The sequence below is a fragment of the Kribbella sp. NPDC051936 genome, from assembly GCF_040680955.1.
Lineage (GTDB): Bacteria > Actinomycetota > Actinomycetes > Propionibacteriales > Kribbellaceae > Kribbella.
This window is the reverse complement of the sequence record NZ_JBFAXS010000008.1, coordinates 323,757-341,850: the sequence shown is the minus strand read 5'-3', so window position 1 is coordinate 341,850 and position 18,094 is coordinate 323,757. Positions and strand designations below refer to the sequence as shown.

Genomic DNA, 18,094 nt, shown 5'->3' with positions numbered 1-18,094 from the left:
GCGGCTTTCAGTGAATCCCCCACCATAAGCCTGTCAGAACCCGGTTCAAACGCCCAAATGGGCTACCTGTTACGGAAGCGATTAATGGCGTCCAGATGCTTGTCGCGCAGTGCGGTGTCGCGGACGCCGAGGCCTTCGGTGGGGGCCAGGGTGAGGACGCCGACCTTGCCCTGGTGCAGGTTGCGGTGCACGTCGTACGCCGCCTGCGCGGTGTCCTCGAGCGGGTAGACCTTGCTGACTGTCGGGTGCACCATGCCCTTGGCGATCAGCCGGTTCGCCTCCCAGGCCTCGCGGTAGTTGGCGAAATGAGAGCCGATGATCCGCTTCAGGTTCATCCACAGGTACCGGTTGTCGTACTCGTGCAGGAATCCCGACGTCGACGCACACGTCACGATCGTCCCGCCGCGCCGCGCGACGTACACCGAGGCGCCGAACGTCTCCCGGCCCGGGTGCTCGAACACGATGTCCGGGTCGTCGCCGCCGGTCAGCTCCCGGATCCGCGCGCCGAGCCGCTTCCATTCCTTCGGGTCCTGGGTGGTCTCGTCCTTCCAGAACCGGTACCCCTCGGCCGAACGGTCGATGATCAGTTCGGCGCCCATCGCGCGGCAGATCTCGGCCTTCTCCGGCGACGACACCACGCAGACCGGGATCGCGCCGCCGTTCAGCGCGAACTGGGTCGCGTACGACCCCAGGCCGCCGGACGCGCCCCAGATCAGCACCACGTCGCCCTGCTTCATGTTGGCGCCGTTGGCCGACACCAGCTGGCGGTACGCCGTGCTGTTCACGAGGCCGGGGGACGCCGCCTCCTCCCAGGTCAGGTGCGCGGGCTTCGGCATCAACTGGTTGGATTTCACCAGCGCCAGCTCCGCCAGTCCGCCGAAGTTCGTCTCGAAGCCCCAGATCCGCTGCTCGGAGTCGAGCATCGTGTCGTTGTGCCCGTCCGGCGACTCCAGTTCGACCGACAGGCAGTGCGCGACCACCTCGTCGCCCGGCTTCCACGCGTTCACGCCCGGGCCGGTCCGCAGGACGACGCCGGCGAGGTCGGAGCCGACCACGTGGTACGGCAGGTCGTGCCGGGCGGTCAGCGGCGACAGCTTCCCGTACCGCTTCAGGAACGAGAAGGTCGAGACCGGCTCGAAGATCGACGTCCAGACGGTGTTGTAGTTGATCGCGCTGGCCATCACCGCGACCAGCGCCTCGCCCGGGCCGAGCTCGGGGGTCGGGACGTCGTCGAGGTGCAGGCTCTTGCGCGGGTCCTTCTCCTTCGCGTCCAGGCCCTCGAACATCGTCGCCTCGTCGGCGTGCACGGTGATGCCCCGGTAGTGGTCCGGTACGTCGAGCTCACCGACGGCGGCAGTGTCGCCGGAGAGGATCGCATCGAGGATCTGCTTCACGAAAGTACCTCCTGGAACGGCGGTCTGTGTGAGCGGAACTTACCGTCGAGTATGCACGCGTGGCTGTGCCCTGTAACACAGCGGAGGACGGGTGAGACGACCGTCACTTTTCCAGTCCACCGTTGTCAGTGGTCTTATCGCAGTCGCGTGTGCAGCCGTACCTGCGTGAAGCCGTCGCCCGATCGCAGTTGCGCCAGGTCGCACAGTTGGTTGGCCAGCCAGACGCCCCGGCCGCCGAGCCCGTCCAGCGGCGGCAGCACGCGCCCGACCAGCAGGTCGTCGATCCGCCCGCGGTCCAGCACGTCGCAGATCAGCGTGCCGTCGGCGATCCACACCGCCAGCCGGCCGCGCCCGCCGCCGAACCGGATGCTGTTCGTGCAGATCTCGTGCAGGGCCAGCGACAGATCCTCGAGCCGGTCCCGCGACACCCCGTGCGACGCCGCCTGCCCGCTCACCCACTGCCGGATCTCCCCGAGGTCGTCGGGCCCGAACTCCCAGTGCTCGGCGCGGTCCGGGATGTCGTCCAGCGCGGTCCGGAATCCCTTCTCCGCAAGGGCTTCCGCCGCCGAATGCGTCGCCGTCGGATCGATCCCCACGGACGCCTCGTACGCGCAACACAGCCGGAACGACCGGTCGTGCGCGAAGGCGATGCCGGTCAGCGCCTCGTGCAGCAGCACCTCGTCGTACGCCGCCTGGCTGCGGCTGGGGTACGCCGGCTCGCCGAGCGCGCGGACCGGGCCGGGATGCTGGTCGAGGACGTCCCGCCAGAACGGGATCAGCCGCGCGGGGTTGCCCCCGGCAACGGTCATGTCGGTGAAGCAGACGTCGTGCCGCAACGGTCCGAGGGCGTCGCGCAGCACGGCGATCCGCTCCGGTGGCAGCACGGCCACGATGCTTTCCCCCGCCGCCAGCCCCTGCCGTACGAACCTGGCCGCGCGCTGCACGAACTCCTCGTCCGACGCGTGGACGAAGGCGTCGTGCTCGAACCCGGCCGGCGCACCATGGGAGGAATCGGTGGCGCTGTCCTTCAGCACCCGCACAGCTTAGGCCCTGTCCGGCAACTCGGGGCGGTGTTTTAGCGAGCCGTCACGCCGGGTGGGAGGCCGGTGGCTCCACGAGTTCGACGAGCACGCCGCCGGCCGATTTCGGGTGCACGAAGTTGACCCGCGAGCCGGCCGTGCCGCGCTTCGGCTCGTCGTACAGCAGCCGGGCGCCGCGCTCCCGCAGCACCTCGGAGACGGCGTCCAGGTCGCGGACCCGGTACGCGAGCTGCTGGATCCCGGGACCGCGCTGGTCGAGGAACCTGGCGATCGGCGAGGCGTCCGACAGCGGCGCCAGCAGCTGGATCGAGGAGCCCGAGTCGCCGACCGACAGCATCGCCTCCCGGACGCCCTGCTCCTCGTTGACCTCCTCGTGCGCCACGGTCATGCCGAACACGTCGGCGTAGTACCGGACGGCCTCGTCGAAGTCGGGCACCGCGATGCCGACGTGGTCGATCGCGTCGAACAACTGATCCATCCCGCCAGCGTGGCCCAGGACGTCTGCCGAGGCCATCGAAAGTGGCCCACCCGACACGATCCGTGTGACCCGTCTGACGTGCTCGAGCAGCGGCGTACCAGTGCCTGCGCAGGTATCGTGACGGCATGTCTGACACGCGGAACTCAAGCGTCATCGTCGCCGGTGCACGGACCCCGATCGGGCGGTTGCTGGGTGGCCTCAAGGGCTTCACCGGCGCCGAGCTCGGCGGGTTCGCGATCAAGGGCGCACTGGACAAGGCCGGCGTCGCGCCGGACCAGGTCGAGTACGTCGTCATGGGCCAGGTCCTGCAGGCCGGCGGCGGTCAGATCACCGCCCGTCAGGCCGCGGTCAAGGGCGGCGTCCCGATGGACGTCCCGGCCATCACCATCAACAAGGTCTGCCTGTCCGGGCTGAACGCGATCGCCCTCGCCGACCAGCTGATCCGCGCCGGCGAGTACGAGATCGTCGTGGCCGGCGGCATGGAGTCGATGACCAACGCGCCGCACCTGCTGCCGAAGTCCCGCGAGGGCTTCAAGTACGGCGACACCACGCTGGTCGACTCGATGGCGTACGACGGGCTGTGGGACGCCTTCACCGACCAGGCGATGGGTGCGCTGACGGACCAGCAGAACAACACCGTCGAGAAGCTGAGCCGCGCGGAGCAGGACGAGTTCAGCGCCCGTTCGCACCAGCGCGCCGCCGAGGCCTGGAAGAACGGCCTGTTCGCCGACGAGGTGGTCCCGGTCGAGGTGCCGCAGCGCAAGGGCGACCCGATCGTGGTCGACAGCGACGAAGGCGTCCGCGGCGACACCTCGGTCGAGGCGCTGGCCAAGCTGCGGCCGGCCTTCGGCAAGGACGGCACCATCACCGCCGGTTCGGCCTCGCAGATCTCCGACGGCGGCTGCGCCGTCGTCGTGATGAGCAAGGCGAAGGCCGAGGAACTCGGGCTCAGCTGGATCGCCGAGATCGGCGCGCACGGCTCGGTCGCCGGACCGGACTCGACGCTGCAGAGCCAGCCGGCGAACGCGATCGTGAAGGCCTGCGCGAAGGAAGGCATCGCGCCGGCCGACCTCGACCTGATCGAGATCAACGAGGCGTTCGCGGCGGTCGGGATCGCGTCCGCGCGCGAGCTGCAGGTCGGCGAGGACAAGGTGAACGTGAACGGCGGCGCGATCGCGCTCGGCCACCCGATCGGGATGTCCGGCGCGCGTCTGGTGCTGCACCTGGCGCTCGAGCTCGGCCGCCGCGGCGGCGGTGTCGGCGCGGCCGCCCTGTGCGGCGGCGGTGGCCAGGGTGACGCACTCATCGTGCGGGTCCCCCAGAGCTGACCCAGAGCTGATGCCACGTCGTACGGCGCCTGTCGGCGAGCTGGTCGAGCGGGCCCGGGAGGGTGACTCCCGGGCCGTGGCTCGGCTGATCTCGCTGGTCGAGGACGAGTCGCCGCTGCTGCGGGACGTGATGACTGCGCTGGCGCCGTACGCGGGCCATGCGCACATCGTCGGCATCACCGGGTCGCCGGGCGTCGGCAAGTCGACGTCGACGTCGGCGCTGGTGTCGGCGTACCGGGAGACCGGGAAGCGGGTCGGCGTGCTCGCGGTCGACCCGTCGTCGCCGTTCTCGGGCGGCGCGCTGCTCGGCGACCGGGTGCGAATGCAGGACCATGCGACCGATCGCGGGGTGTTCATCCGGTCGATGGCGTCGCGCGGGCATCTCGGCGGGCTGTCGTGGTCGACGCCGCAGGCGCTGCGGGTGCTGGACGCGGCCGGGTTCGACGTGGTGCTGGTGGAGACCGTCGGCGTCGGGCAGTCCGAGGTCGAGATCGCCGGGATGGCGGACACCACGCTGGTGCTGCTGGCGCCCGGGATGGGCGACGGCATCCAGGCGGCCAAGGCCGGGATCCTCGAGGTCGGCGACATCTACGTGGTGAACAAGGCCGACCGGGACGGCGTCCAGTCCGTCACTCGGGACCTCCGGGCGATGCTGGCGCTGGCCGAGCGCACCGAGGGGGCCTGGTCGCCGCCGATCCTGAAGACGGTTGCGTCCCGCAACGAGGGCGTCGCCGAGGTGGTGCAGGCGATCGAGGACCGGCTGGAGTGGATGCGCGGGAACGGCGTGCTCACCGACCGCCGGCGCAGCCGCGCCCGGGACGAGATCGAGGCGATCGCGACCACCGCGCTGCGCGCCCGGTTCGCGCATCTGCACGGCGACGCGCGGCTCGACGTCCTCGCGGCGAAGGTCGCCGACGGCGGCACGGACCCGTATTCGGCGGCCGACGAGCTGATCGCCGCGTTATGAGGTCCCGCGGATCCGTGGTGCCTGCTGCGCGCCGCTCGCGACGGCACCACAGATCCGCGGGACCTCTGTGACGATTGTCTCGCCGTGCAACAGCCGGCCACGCAGTGTCACATTGTGTCTTTGCTTTTCGTTCACCAGGAGTTGTGCCGAATCCGGGCAAATGCCGCGGGATTTACGCTGAGTACGGTGGTGCCCGTCTCAGGGCGGCGCGCCGATGGCTGCCGTGCCCCCCAATCCGTTACAGAATGGACCTTGTAGCTGGTGAGCATTGTGCGGTGGGCTGTGTTCAGTCAGTGACAATTGGTGACGGTCCGTGATACAAACTCAAACACAGTCGACCGAGTGGGTTAGGAACAAGGAGTGGCGACATGCCGAAGAAGCTGTTGATCTGGTCGCTCATCGCCTTTGCCGGCTTCTATCTGTTCACTCAGCCGGCCAACGCCGCCAACGCGGTAGGTGGCGCGTTCTCGGCTGTTGGTGACGCTTTCACCAGCGTCATCGCCTTCCTGACAGCGCTGTTCAGCTGATCTGCCGTTTCGAGTGTCCCGTGACGCGCCGTCGTGCGGGACACTTGGATGTACGGGGTCACACAACAGCGTGACAGGGGAGTGAGCGGATGGCCGGAATAGGCCTGTTCCGGATCTTCGACCCGAAGGTCCGGCGCCATCTGATCTCGGACGAGGGCGAAGTCGTCATCGACGAGGTCCGGCAGCACTGGGTGGTGTACTCGGTGCCGATGCTCGAGGTGGTGCTGGCGGCGGCGCTGCTGGTCACGATGGCCACCACCGCGATCGGCGGGCAGCCGGTGCTGCTGGCCATCGTGCTCGTGCTGTGCGCGCATGCCTTCTGGCAGTTCCTCACGCATCATCGGGACCGGTTCGTGGTCACCAACATGCGGGTGATGCGGATCCGCGGCGTGTTCTCCCAGACCGTCGCGACGACCCCGATCGCGCGGGTCCTCGACATCACCCTGCAGAAGCCGATCATCGGCAGGGTCTTCGGTTACGGCCACTTCGTCTTCGAGTCCGCCGCGCAGGACCAGGGCTTCCGCGAGATCAAGTGGGTCAGCCGGCCCGACGACCGCGACCTGACCATCCAGCGCGTCATCCAGCGCACCGGCCTGCGGGCCTCGGCGAGTGTCGACGTACTCCAGGGCGACGAGGACTCCGACGACGACGGCACCGGTCCGATCGGGATGGACTCGGCGCAGGAGGTCATCGCGAGTACACCGGCGCCGGCCGCCGCGCAGCAGTCCCGTCCGGCGTCTCCGCCCTCGTCCGGCTCGAAGTCGATCTTCAACAGCGAACGCGGCAACTGGACCGACAACGACTGACCCGCGCGGGTTCAGTGCTCGAGCGGTAGTCGCTGGGCGAGCCGGCAGAAATGGGCCCGGCGGCGTTCCCGGTGTGAGCGTTCGGGATGGTTGGGCGGGGCGACGGCCAGCGCTTGGTCCAGTTCGTTGACGGCTTCGGCGTACCGCTTGGTGCGGGCGAGCAGCTCGGCCCGGACCGCGTGCCGGCGGGAGCTGGGCGGGATCGCGTCGAGCAGTTCGAGTGCGGTGTCCACCTCGCCGGTTTCGGCGATCGCGACGACGCGGGCGAGGTCGGCGGCCGGGCTGGGGGAGACCACGACGAGCAGGTCGTACAGCCGGACGATCTCGCGCCAGTCGGTGGCCGGGTAGCTGGGGACGCGCGCGTGCTCGGCCGCGATCGCGGCCTGCAGCTGATAGGCGTCGGCCTGCCGGGCGGACCGTTCGAGTGAGTCGTTGAGCAGCGTCACGCCGCGTGTGATGAGTTCCCGGTTCCACAACGAGCGGTCCTGCAGGTCGAGCGTGACGACGTCGCCGGCCTCGTCGAGGCGGGCCGGTCGACGCGCCTCGGTGAGGAGCAGGAGCGCGAGAACGGCGGTCGGCGTGGGCTGACCGGGAAGCAGCGAATGCAGCAGCTCGGCCAGCCGGATCGCCTCGCCGCACAGGTCGACGTCGTACGCCGCGTCGCCCTCGGCCGGTGCATGGCCGGCGGTGTAGAGGCTGTGGATGACCGCGCAGACCGCGGGCAGCCGCTCGGGGAGCTCGTCCTCCGTGGGCACGCGGTACGGGATCCGGGCGGCCGCGATCTTCTGCCGCGCCCGAACCAACCGCTTCGTCGTCGCCGCCTCGGTGGTGAGCAGGACGCCGGCGATCTGGGCGGGGGAGAGGCCGCAGAGGGTGCGGAGCGCGAGCGCGACCCTGGTCGGCGGGGACAGCGACGGGTGGCAGCAGGTGAAGATCAGCCGCAGCAGGTCGTCCTGGACGACGTCCTCGGTGTCGACCTCCCGCTTGGACAGCTCGATCAGGTCCGCGCCGTCGCGCTCCTTGGCGCCGCGCGACTGCTCCCGGCGGATGATGTCGATCGCCTTGCGCCGCGCGGTCACCGTGAGCCACGCGCGCGGCTCCGGCGGTACGCCGGTGACCGGCCACGCGCCGAGCGCCGCCACCGCCGCTTCCTGGACGGCGTCCTCGGCGAGCTGGACGTTGCCGACGGTCCGGATCAGGGTCGCGAGGATCCGCGTCCCCTCGATCCGGATCGTCTCGGCGAGGGCGTCGTGGTTCATCTGGCCAGGATGACCGGCCTGACCTCGACCGCGCCGCCCCATGCGGCCGGGATCTCGGCGGCGATCCGCACCGCTTCCTCGAGGTCGGCGGCCTCGATCAGGTAGTAGCCGGTCAGCGCTTCCTTGGTCTCGGCGTACGGTCCGTCGGTGGTGACCACCGGTCCGCCGCGGGCGCCCTCGACCCGGACGACGGTCGCCGTCGAGGTCGGGTGCAGCACGGCGCTCGCCTTGACCTGCTCGGCGAACTCGGCCCCGAACCTGCGGTACTCGGCCAGCTCCTCGGCCTGCTCGGGCGCCCACCAGTCGACGTCGGCGGTGTAGGTCAGTGCTAGGTACTGCGCCATGGGAGTCCTCCTTCTCGTCTGTTGTGAAGGGAACGAACGCCAACCCCCACAGAGGACATCATCACTGCGAGGCCTCGGAAATTCTTCCGCGGAAGGCGCGCACCACGGTCGGGTCGCCCACGACCTCGATCGTGTCCTCTCCGGCCCTGCCCCACAACCACAGGTAGACCTGTGCCGGATCCCCGGTGACCTCCGCCGCCGCATCCCCGTCGGCCCCTTGCCGTACGCCGACCTGCGTCGCGTCGGCGGACACGGTCCAGGAGCGGCCGGCCGCGGTGAGCCGGACGGTCGCGTCGATCGGGTACGCCGTGTCGCCCTCCTCCCACCACGGGCCGCCGAGCGTCGGGTACAGGATCTCGTCGATGCCGTCGAGGGCCAGCTCGGGGTCGATCGGGCTGACCGCGTCGTGTGCCTGCTCGACGTCGATCCGGTGCACGACGGTCTCGTGCGCCATCCGCCGGTGCCAGAACGCCGATGTCGGGTCGCGTGGGCTGAAGGTCCACGTCGGCGTCCCGGTCCCGGCCGCCGCCAGCGCGTCGACGATCGCCGCCCGCGCGTCGTCGTACCACTCCAGAGAGGTGAGGCCGGAGAAGTCCGGCGGCCACGGGTCGGGGAGGGCGCCGAGCTTCAGCACCTCGACCTTGTGCACGTAGACCGTCGCGACGTGCCGCACCACGTCGTCGACCGTCCACCCCGGGCAACTCGGCACGGCCGCGTCGAGCCCGGTCCGCGCCACCTCGCCGAGCCGGGCGCTCTCGGTCCGCACGTGCTCCAGAAAGTCCATGCCCGAACCATCGCAGGGCCCATGGACAGTTTCAGGCGCGCACCTTCAGACGCTTCGCGCCTTGAGCGCCGCCTCCCAGTCCTCGGTCTCGGTGTGGCTGATCTCGACGACCCGCTCGGCGAGCAGTTTCACCGGGTCGCCGGCCTTGGCGTACCGGCCGGCCTTCTGGGCGTACAGCCAGGCCTCGTTCCGCAACTCCTGCGCGGTCCGGGTGTAGGTCGGGTACGAGTCCTTGAACCCGAACAAGGTCCGGATCCCCTCGGCCAGCGCGATCACACCGCCCAGCGTCGGAGCGAGCCAGGTGGGCGCCTTGATGGCCACGGAGATCGCGATCACCAGGGCGGCCAGGAGCTGCACGGTGCCGAGCGCGCGGTACCAGATGCGGGCCCGCCGGGACTGCGCGGCGTACCAACGGAACCGGATGCTGATCAGCTGCTCGGCGGGCGTGTCGGTCCCCAGCGCGGGGAAGTCCGAATCTCTGAGTCTTCTCGACATGGTGGGACAAGTGTGGGGTTAAGGTTCCGCCCATGGCCAGGAAGAGGGCGTTGCCGTTCGATCCGATCGACGAGGCGTCGCGGCAGTGGGGCCGCCGCTGGGGCGCCGTCGAGCAGATGCGGGCCGTCACGTCGCTGATGCGCGCGCAGCAGATCGTGATCAACGAGCTGGACGAGATCCTCCGCAAGCACGGTCTGACCTTCGCCCGGTTCGAGGCGCTGGTGCTGCTCACGTTCTCGCGCCGCGGGTCGCTGCCGCTCGGCAAGATGGGGGAGCGGCTGCAGGTGCATCCGACCTCGGTGACGTCGATCGTGCGCCGGCTGGAGGCGGCCGGGCTGGTGACCCGGACGCCGCACCCCGACGACGGCCGCGCGGTGCTCTGCGAGATCACCCCCGAGGGCCGCGACCTGGTCGAACGCGCCACCGCAGACCTGGTCGCCGCGGACTTCGCGCTGTCCGGCCTCACCGACGACCAGCTGAAGATGCTCTGGTCCGTCCTCGAACCCCTCCGCCACAACGCCGGCGACTTCACCTGACGGGCGGACGCCCACCACTCACCAACCGCGCCACGAACCACGCCGGCACGCTCGAGGCCGGGCGATCCGGCGCGCTCCGCTGAGGTTGGTGAGTGCTGGGCGTCCGGCAGTGGAAAATAGTTGGACGTCCTAGTATTTTGGGACCAGTTCCCGAGGAGGTCTGACTGATGGATGCCGAGCAGATCGCGGCCGGCCGGAGCCGGTGGCAGCAGCGGTACGACGCGGCGCGCACGCGGGAGGCGGATTTCACCACGCTGTCCGGCACCGAGGTCCGGCCGGTGTACGGGCCGCCCGAGGGGGTCGACGACCCGCGGATGGAGCGGATCGGCTGGCCGGGCGAGTTCCCGTTCACCCGCGGGCTGTACGCGACCGGCTATCGCGGCCGCACCTGGACGATCCGTCAGTTCGCCGGCTTCGGCAACGCCGAGCAGACCAACGAGCGGTACAAGATGATCCTGAACGGCGGCGGTGGCGGCCTGTCGGTCGCGTTCGACATGCCGACGCTGATGGGGCGCGACTCCGACGACCCGAAGTCGCTCGGCGAGGTCGGGCACTGCGGTGTCGCGATCGACTCGGCCGCGGACATGGACCGGCTGTTCAAGGACATCCCGCTCCAGGACGTCACCACCTCGATGACGATCTCCGGTCCCGCCGTACCGGCCTTCTGCATGTACCTGGTCGCCGCCGAGCGCCAGGGCGCGGACATCTCGAAGCTGAACGGGACGCTGCAGACCGACATCTTCAAGGAGTACATCGCGCAGAAGGAGTGGCTGTTCCCGCCGGAGCCGCACCTGCGCCTGATCGGCGACCTGATGGAGTACTGCGCGACCACGATCCCGGCGTACAAACCGCTCAGTGTCTCCGGCTACCACATCCGCGAGGCCGGTTCGACGGCCGCGCAGGAGCTCGCCTACACCCTCGCCGACGGCTTCGGGTACGTCGAGCTCGGGCTGTCCCGCGGCCTGGACGTCGACGTGTTCGCGCCCGGCCTGTCGTTCTTCTTCGACAGCCACCTGGACTTCTTCGAGGAGATCGCGAAGTTCCGGGCCGCCCGCCGGATCTGGGCGCGCTGGCTGCGCGACGTGTACGGGGCGAAGACCGACAAGGCGCAGTGGCTGCGGTTCCACACCCAGACCGCCGGCGTCTCGCTGACGGCCCAGCAGCCGTACAACAACGTCGTACGGACCGCCGTCGAGGCGTTGGCCGCCGTGCTCGGCGGGACGAACTCGCTGCACACCAACGCGCTCGACGAGACCCTCGCGCTGCCGACCGCCGAGTCGGCCGAGATCGCCCTGCGCACCCAGTCGGTGCTGATGGAGGAGGTCGGCGTCACGAACGTGGCCGACCCGCTCGGCGGGTCCTGGTACGTCGAGGCGCTCACCGACGAGATCGAGGCCGAGGCCGAGGAGATCTTCGCGCGGATCAAGGAGATGAGCCCGGACGAGACGATGACCGGCGGCATCCTGCGCGGGATCGAGGACGGCTGGTTCATGGCCGAGATCGCCGACGCCGCGTTCGAGTACCAGCAGAAGCTCGAGAAGGGCGAGAAGTTGATCGTCGGCGTGAACACGCTCACCGACACGGTGTCCGGCGAGCTGGAGATCCTCCGGGTCTCGCACGAGGTCGAGGTCGAGCAGTGCCGGGTGCTGGCGGAGCGCAAGTCCCACCGCGACGAGGACCGGGTACGTCGTACGCTATCGGCTCTGGTGGAGGCGGCCAGCGGCACTGGCAACCTGATCGAGCCCATGCTGGAGGCGGTGCGTGCGGAGGCCACGATGGGGGAAATCTGTCACGTTCTTCGGGAGCAGTGGGGAGAGTACCGGGAGCCCGCCCGATTCTGACGAGCCGCCACCGTCCGGTCAGGACGGCGCCCGCGATCCGGCCGACGGCCGCCGGGTCGTGGTTTGCGGTTCGGACCGGACGATGCTGCGCGTGGTGACCGAGCTGGTCAGTTCCGGCGAGCGGGTGACCGCGATCGTGAACCCGGCGTCCCGGCACTACGACCGGATCGGTGAGCTCGGCGCGACCGTGATGGGCGCGCGGGTGATCAGCGAGGGGCTGCTGCGCCGGGCAGGGGTCGACGCGGACGACGACGGTACGCCGTCGACCGCCCGCGCCCTGGTCCTGCTGGACACCGACGACGTCCACAACGTGCACACCGCCCTGACCGCGCGGGACATGGATCCGGAGCTGCGGATCGTCGTCCAGATGGTGAACCCGCGGATCAGCAAGCAGCTGAACGACCTGCTCGGCGACTGCGTGGTGATCAACGGGCCGTCGCTGGCCGCGCCCGCGTTCGTGTCGGACGCGCTCGAGGACGACGAGCTGACCTGGATGGAGCTCGGCGGTCAGCGCGTCGTCGTGGGGCCGGCCGACCTGATCCGCGAGCCGCACCTGACGGTGCTCGCGGACACCACCTCGTCGGCCACACCGCAGCTGCTGCCGACGTCGAGCGCGGACCCGGACGGCGACCTCGTGCTCGGCACCGGCGTACGGCCGATCTGGCGCAGCCGCGACGTCCGTCCGGCGGGCTGGTTCATGGCGGTTCGCGACATCCTGGACAGCCGGGTGCGGAAGATCGCCGCGGTGATGGCGCTCCTGGTCGCGGCCGGTACGGCGATCGTCCACTACTTCGGCGGGATCGAGTGGTGGCGGGCGCTCTATCTCGCGGTCGGCGTCGTGACCTCGGCGGGCATCGACGACGACAAGTTCAACGACGCCCAGCCGTGGGTGAAGGTCAGTGCGGTCATGGTGCAGCTGACCGGGATCGTGCTGATGGCGCTGCTGACCGCGGTCGTGGTCGACTCGCTGGTCGGCGCCCGGCTGTCGCGGATCATCGGCGGCGTCCGCGGCCGGCCGCGCAACCACCTCGTGGTGTGCGGCCTCGGGACGGTCGGCGCGCGGGTGCTGGAGATCCTCACCGAGCGGGGCGTCGCGGTCGTCGGCGTCGACCAGGACGAGGACGCGCCCGGCGTCCAGGTCGCGCACCGGCTGCGGATCCCGGTCGTGATCGGGGACAGCAGCAACGAGGAGACGTTGCGGTCGGCCGGCGTCCAGCGCTGTCAGTCGGTGCTCGCGATCACCGACGGCGACATCACCAACCTGGAGTCGGCGATGGTGGCCCGGGACCTGAACCCGGAGGCCCGGATCACGATGCGGATGTTCGACCACGACCTCGCGCAGCGGGTCGAGCGCCGGCTGGGCCTCGGCCACAGCCGGTCGGTGTCGATGCTGGTGGCGCCGGCGGTCGCGGCCGCGGTCGCCAATCGGCGCAAGCAGGTGACGATCCCGGCCGGACGCCGCGTCCTGCTGCTGACCGAGGTGAACGTCGAGTCCGGGTCGGTCGCGGGCGGGCTGCGACTCGGCGAACTGGACGAGGCCGGCGGGCTGCGCGTGCTGGCCCGGCAGGACTTCGACGGGCCGTGGGACTGGGATCCGGAGCCGGACCGGGTGCTGCGGCCGGGGGACCGGCTCGCGGTGGCGGGCACCCGCAGCGGGCTCGCCCGGCTGCTGATGGCGACCCGGGCGCAGCGCGGTTCGGTCGCGTCGTAGAGGATAGAGCTGTGAACGGTACGTACGGATTGCGAGGACAGTGGTGAGCCAGTCCAACTTCTCTCGTCCCGGGGCGATCGACCTGTCGGCCCTGCGCAAGCCTGCCGGTGCGCCGGCACCCGGAAGCCCGGCAGGCGGTGCGCCGGCCGGCGGTGGCGGTGCCGCGGGGTCGTACGTGCTGAACGTGAGCGAGCCGACCTTCCAGAGCGACGTCATCGAGCGCTCGCTGCAGGTCCCGGTGGTGGTCGAGTTCTGGTCGCCGCGCTCGCAGGCCTCGGTCGCGCTCGGCCCGGTGCTCGCCGCGCTGTCCACGGAGTACGCCGGGAAGTTCCTGCTCGCGCGGATCGACATCGACGCGAACCCGCAGCTCGCGCAGGCGGTCGGCGTGCAGACGGTTCCGCTGGTGATCGCTGTCCTGCGCGGGCAGGTCGTGCCGCTGTTCCAGGGTGCGCTCGGCGAGCCGGAGGCGCGGCAGTACCTCGACCAACTGCTGACGGTCGCGGTCGCCAACGGGATCACCGGCCGCGCCGAGCCGGTCGGCCCGGCGGCGGACGGTCCCGCCGCGGACGAGGAAGAGCCGCCGAACCCGCGGTACGAGAAGGCCGAGAACGCGATCGGCACGGGCGATCTGGACGGCGCGATCGCGGCGTACGAGGAGCTGCTGAAGGAGACGCCGAACGACGCCGAGGCGAAGTCCGGGCTGGCTCGTGTGCAACTGGTGAAGCGGACGCAGGACGTGCCGGCCGACGTCCGGACGCGGGCGGCCGACAACCCCGCGGACGTCGAGGCGCAGATGCTGGTCGCCGACGTGGACCTGATGGGCGGGCACGTGGACGACGCGTTCGCGCGGCTGATCGCCACCGTCCAGGCGACCGCGGGCGACGAGCGGAACACCGTGCGGCTACACCTGCTCGAGCTGTTCGAGGTCGTCGGCGCGGACGACGAGCGGGTCGTCAAGGCCCGTCGCCGGCTGATGGCCGCCCTGTTCTGACCGCGTGTGAATCGGCTGGCCGGAACCGGTCGGCGTGAATTCTTGTAAATAGCGCCGGAGTGCTCTGAGAATTCTTCACATGAGCGCTGTCGAGTCGCCGCCGCCGAGCCTGGAAGCACGCATCCACGGCCTGCTGCCGGCGCTCAGCCCGGCACAGGCGCGGATCGCCGCCGAGGTCCTGAGGGACCCGGCGGCGGTCGCCTCGTCGACGATCGGGCAGCTGGCGGCCCGGTGCGGCACGTCGCTGCCCAGCGTCACGCGGTTCTGTCTCGCACTCGGGCTGTCCGGGTACGCCGAGCTACGCCTCACGCTGGCGGCCGAGAGCGGGCGGACCAGTCCGAGCTGGGAGCGTGGCACCGGCTCCGAGGTCGGCCCGGACGACTCGCTCGACGACGTACTGCGGACCTTGCTGCGTGCCGACACCCGCGCGCTCGAGGACACCGTCGCCGCGCTCGACGTGGACGCGCTCGGGCGCGCCGTCGAGGCGATCTCGAACGCCCGCCGGATCGACCTGTACGCCGTCGCCGGGTCGGCCGCCGTCGCCGAGGACCTGCGCCTGCGGCTGCATCGGATCGGGCGCGGCGCGAGTACCTGGAGCGACGTCCACACCGCGCTGGCCAGCTCCGCGCTGCTCGGCACCGGTGATGTCGCGATCGGGATCTCGCACAGCGGCGAGACGCTCGAGGTCCTGGAACCGATGACCCGGTCCGGCCGGCAGGGCGCGACGACTGTTGCCATCACCAACTATCCGCGGTCGCCGCTGGCGCAGGCGGCCGACATCGTGCTGGTCACCGCCGCCCGCGACGTCACGTTCCGCACCGGCGGCCTGTCCGGGCGGCACGCCCAGATGATCGTCCTCGACGCGCTCTACCTCGGCGTCGCGCAACGCGACTACCCGCTGGCCGAACAGGCCTTCGACGCCACGGCCGACGCGGTGTCGACGCATCGCCACCGTTCCTGAACTCCCGCACTCCGTTCGACCGCCTTCCGAAGGAGAGTCATGCAGAGTCCACACCAGACCCTTGGCCCCAGCCGCCGCAGCCTGCTGCTCGGCGCGGGCGCCACCGCCCTCACCGCGGCGTCCGCCTCGGTCGCCTCCGCCTCCACCGCCTCCGCTTCGATGGCTTCGGCTGCTGCCGAGGTCGCCGTACCGTCGCCGGACGTGCTGCCGCTGACGGGCGGGCCGGACTTCCCGATCGGGTTGTTCTGGCCGCCGCACCCGTTCGCGAGCACCGCGGAGCGGTTCGCGGAGATCAAGAACGCCGGGTTCGACTTCGTCATCTCCGGCAACTACGCCGGCGACGGCAACATCTTCACCTACCAGCTCGGGCTGGCCCGGGACGCCGGCCTGAAGATGCTGATCTCCGACGACATCCAGATCCGCAACATGTCCCGCTGGTTCTCGATCTCCGACACCACGACGGACTTCCTCAGCATCACCCCGGCCGAGGCCAAGGAGTTCTACACCCGGGCCCGGAACGCGTACGGCCCGTACTCGTCGCTGGCCGGCTTCAACTTCTACGACGAACCTGGCGCGGGCTGGTTCGCGACGCTGGCCAAGGCGCTGGCGATCTCTCGTGAGCTCGCGCCGCAGCTGCTGCCGTACATCAACCTGTTCCCGTCCGACGACGCGTCGTACTACCGGAGCTTCGTCGACGTGGTGAAACCGTCGCTGATCTCGTTCGACCGGTACCCGCTGCTGTCCGAGGGCCGTGAGGACGCGAACTACTTCCACAACTGGGCGATCGTCCGCGACGCCGCGCTGCACGGCGACATCCCGTCCTGGGTGTTCATCCAGACACTTGCCTACAACAACCATCGGGAACCGACCGCGGCCGAGCTGCTCTGGCAGGTGAACATCAGCCTCGCGTACGGCGCCAAGGGCATCCAGTACTTCACCTACTGGACGCCGGAAGCCGCTCGCGGGGAAGGGTTCGGGCCGGCGCTGATCACGGTGGACGGCCAACGCACGTCGCGCTACTACGCCGCGCAGCAGATCAACACCACCTGGCTGCACCAGGTCGGACGCGAGCTCAAGCCGCTGGTGTCCGACACCGTGGAACATGTCAACGAGACCCCGCTGCCGAACGGGACCGTCGGCTTCACCCCGACGAGCCTGGTGTCCGGAATCTCCGGAGATCCGGTCGTCGTCGGCACGTTCCGCCCGCGAGACACCACCTCCGGCGACCGCTGGCTGCTGGTCGCCAACCGCTCCCACAGCACCCGCGCCCGGGCAGTGGTCTCGCTCAACAGCCAGACCGTCGGCTCGGCCGGAATCTTCCAGCCGGCCCGTCAGCAGTACGCCCCCCAACGCGTCGGTCAGATCCCGGTGACTCTCGCTCCGGGCGCCGCGACTCTCATCAAGCTCACCGCCAAATAGTCACGTCGCCTGCCCGGTGTAGATGCCCATGGCCCGGAAACGGAGGGCTGGGGCCGCGTACTCCTCCAGGGCGTGCGCGGTCCAGCCCACCATCCGGGCCAAGGCGAAGAGGGCGTCTCCGGCGTCCGGGCGGAAGTCGTACGCATGCATGATCGCGGCGATCGCGAGGTCGCTGTTGGGGAACGTCGGCGTCCGCTCGGCGACCGCCCGGATCGTGCCGACGATCGGGTGGTCGCCGAGCAGCCCGAGCAGTACGTCGGCGCGCGGGTCGCGGTGCTGGTAGATCCGGTGGCCGAAGCCGGGAACTGGTTCGCCGGATCGCAGCTGGTCCGAGAGGGCCTGCACCGGATCCCGTTGCGCCCGCTCCAGGAACTCGTAGGCGAGGGTCGGTGCGGCGCCGTGGTACTGCCCGTCGAGCGCGCCGAGGCCTGCCGAGACGACGGCGTACAGGTTCGCGCGGGCGCTGGCCGCGACCCGGGCCGCGATGGTGGAGACCGCGAGCCCGTGGTCGGCGAGCAGGATCAGCGCGGCGTCGAGCACCTCCGGCCGCGGTTCCGCGTCCGAGAGCTTCGGCCAGAGTTTCCCGCCCAGCGTCGTACCGACGGCCGTAGGTCCCGGCAGCGCCGCGATCAACGTCCCGATCAACCTCCCGGCCGCAGCCGTCACCGAAGCCGCCGACAAGTCGAACCGCAACGGATCCGCAGCCCCCAGCACCGCCACCGCCACCCGCAACCGATCCGTCGACCGAGCCCCCTCCGGCACCACCTCCATGGCTCGCCGAGCCAGCCAGACCCCGTCCCGATCCGCCGTGAACAACCCCTCTCCCGCAACCGCACTCGTGCCGCCGGGTGTCCAGAGGAGGGTGGCTACCTGTTCGAGGGTGGCGGTTGTGGCCAGGTCGCGGGCGGACCGGCCTCGGTAGTAGAGGGTGTCGTTGTCGAGGAGGGTGAGTTCGGATTCGATGCGTTCCACCACGCCGGAGTGTTCGACGGAGCGGGCGGCGAGGCGTTCGACGTCGGCGGCGGGGAACAGGCTGCCGCGGCGGCCGCGGGCGCGGACGCTGGTGAGGAGGCCGCGGCTGACGTAGGCGTAGACCGTCGCCGGTTTCACCTGCAGACGGCGCGCCACCTCGGCGGTGGTCAGGTAATTCTCGTCACCTTCGCCCGGCATTCCCCGCTCCTCGCAGCGTTCATGTTGACTGGATCAATATTGA

At 70.3% G+C, this 18,094-nt stretch carries 18 protein-coding genes; 10 read left to right on the top strand and 8 right to left on the bottom strand.

Annotation, left to right across the window (positions count from 1 at the left end; all coding sequences use genetic code 11):
* Positions 1–62: 62 nt before the first annotated feature.
* The 3 genes from ccrA to mce all read right to left on the bottom strand — a co-directional run bounded on the left by ccrA (position 63) and on the right by mce (position 2,912).
* Entirely contained in the window at positions 63–1,394 is a 1,332-nt protein-coding gene (gene ccrA / locus AB0L64_RS29085; RefSeq protein ID WP_363715100.1) for a crotonyl-CoA carboxylase/reductase, read from the bottom strand.
* A 134-nt stretch (positions 1,395–1,528) separates the two neighbouring features.
* The gene (locus AB0L64_RS29080; RefSeq protein ID WP_363715098.1) at positions 1,529–2,428 is read right to left on the bottom strand and encodes a sensor histidine kinase; all 900 of its coding nucleotides are present in this window, start codon (positions 2,426–2,428) and stop codon (positions 1,529–1,531) included.
* Between the two features lie 52 nt (positions 2,429–2,480).
* Positions 2,481–2,912 carry a methylmalonyl-CoA epimerase gene (gene mce, locus AB0L64_RS29075; RefSeq protein WP_363715096.1) on the bottom strand — a complete coding sequence of 144 codons (432 nt, stop codon included), beginning with the start codon at positions 2,910–2,912 and terminating at the stop codon, positions 2,481–2,483.
* Positions 2,913–3,037: 125 nt separating this feature from the next.
* On the opposite strand from mce, the gene AB0L64_RS29070 reads away from it, so the two are divergent.
* The 4 genes from AB0L64_RS29070 (at position 3,038) to AB0L64_RS29055 (ending at position 6,540) form a co-directional block, all read left to right on the top strand.
* On the top strand, positions 3,038–4,240 hold the full coding sequence (locus AB0L64_RS29070) for an acetyl-CoA C-acetyltransferase (RefSeq protein ID WP_359930226.1): 1,203 nt from the start codon (positions 3,038–3,040) through the stop codon (positions 4,238–4,240).
* A gap of 10 nt (positions 4,241–4,250) precedes the next feature.
* Entirely contained in the window at positions 4,251–5,207 is a 957-nt protein-coding gene (meaB, locus tag AB0L64_RS29065) for a methylmalonyl Co-A mutase-associated GTPase MeaB (protein ID WP_363715094.1), read from the top strand.
* Between the two features lie 368 nt (positions 5,208–5,575).
* Entirely contained in the window at positions 5,576–5,734 is a 159-nt protein-coding gene (locus AB0L64_RS29060; protein ID WP_355483178.1) for a hypothetical protein, read from the top strand.
* A gap of 89 nt (positions 5,735–5,823) precedes the next feature.
* Complete coding sequence (locus AB0L64_RS29055) at positions 5,824–6,540, top strand: PH domain-containing protein (protein WP_363715091.1); 717 nt, start codon at positions 5,824–5,826, stop codon at positions 6,538–6,540.
* An 11-nt stretch (positions 6,541–6,551) separates the two neighbouring features.
* On the opposite strand, the gene AB0L64_RS29050 is transcribed toward AB0L64_RS29055, so the two are convergent.
* From AB0L64_RS29050 to AB0L64_RS29035, 4 genes are all read right to left on the bottom strand, one after another.
* Positions 6,552–7,799, bottom strand: coding sequence for a DUF6596 domain-containing protein (locus tag AB0L64_RS29050; protein WP_363715089.1), 1,248 nt, complete (start codon positions 7,797–7,799; stop codon positions 6,552–6,554).
* Complete coding sequence (locus tag AB0L64_RS29045; RefSeq protein WP_355699944.1) at positions 7,796–8,143, bottom strand: YciI family protein; 348 nt, start codon at positions 8,141–8,143, stop codon at positions 7,796–7,798. The genes AB0L64_RS29050 and AB0L64_RS29045 overlap by 4 nt, the downstream gene beginning before the upstream one ends.
* Before the next feature lie 61 nt (positions 8,144–8,204).
* The gene (locus tag AB0L64_RS29040; protein WP_363715087.1) at positions 8,205–8,927 is read right to left on the bottom strand and encodes a maleylpyruvate isomerase family mycothiol-dependent enzyme; all 723 of its coding nucleotides are present in this window, start codon (positions 8,925–8,927) and stop codon (positions 8,205–8,207) included.
* 45 nt (positions 8,928–8,972) lie between these two features.
* On the bottom strand, positions 8,973–9,422 hold the full coding sequence (locus AB0L64_RS29035) for a DUF4231 domain-containing protein (protein ID WP_363715085.1): 450 nt from the start codon (positions 9,420–9,422) through the stop codon (positions 8,973–8,975).
* 32 nt (positions 9,423–9,454) lie between these two features.
* On the opposite strand from AB0L64_RS29035, the gene AB0L64_RS29030 reads away from it, so the two are divergent.
* The 6 genes from AB0L64_RS29030 to AB0L64_RS29005 all read left to right on the top strand — a co-directional run bounded on the left by AB0L64_RS29030 (position 9,455) and on the right by AB0L64_RS29005 (position 16,881).
* Positions 9,455–9,958 (top strand): MarR family transcriptional regulator, encoded by a 504-nt coding sequence (locus AB0L64_RS29030; RefSeq protein WP_355699941.1) that lies wholly within the window; start codon positions 9,455–9,457, stop codon positions 9,956–9,958.
* Between the two features lie 167 nt (positions 9,959–10,125).
* Positions 10,126–11,799, top strand: coding sequence for a methylmalonyl-CoA mutase family protein (locus tag AB0L64_RS29025; RefSeq protein ID WP_363715082.1), 1,674 nt, complete (start codon positions 10,126–10,128; stop codon positions 11,797–11,799).
* A complete protein-coding gene (locus AB0L64_RS29020) occupies positions 11,720–13,510 on the top strand; it encodes an NAD-binding protein (protein WP_363715080.1) in 1,791 nt (596 codons plus the stop codon). Before AB0L64_RS29025 ends, AB0L64_RS29020 begins: the two co-directional genes overlap by 80 nt.
* A gap of 43 nt (positions 13,511–13,553) precedes the next feature.
* Entirely contained in the window at positions 13,554–14,501 is a 948-nt protein-coding gene (locus AB0L64_RS29015) for a tetratricopeptide repeat protein (RefSeq protein ID WP_363715078.1), read from the top strand.
* Between the two features lie 79 nt (positions 14,502–14,580).
* Positions 14,581–15,462 (top strand): MurR/RpiR family transcriptional regulator, encoded by an 882-nt coding sequence (locus tag AB0L64_RS29010; protein WP_363715076.1) that lies wholly within the window; start codon positions 14,581–14,583, stop codon positions 15,460–15,462.
* Between the two features lie 39 nt (positions 15,463–15,501).
* Positions 15,502–16,881, top strand: coding sequence for a hypothetical protein (locus AB0L64_RS29005; protein ID WP_363715074.1), 1,380 nt, complete (start codon positions 15,502–15,504; stop codon positions 16,879–16,881).
* Here the strand turns inward: AB0L64_RS29005 and AB0L64_RS29000 are convergent, their stop codons facing one another.
* Positions 16,882–18,051, bottom strand: a complete 1,170-nt coding sequence (locus AB0L64_RS29000; protein WP_363715072.1) for a citrate synthase — start codon at positions 18,049–18,051, stop codon at positions 16,882–16,884. It lies immediately after the preceding gene.
* Positions 18,052–18,094: the final 43 nt, after the last annotated feature.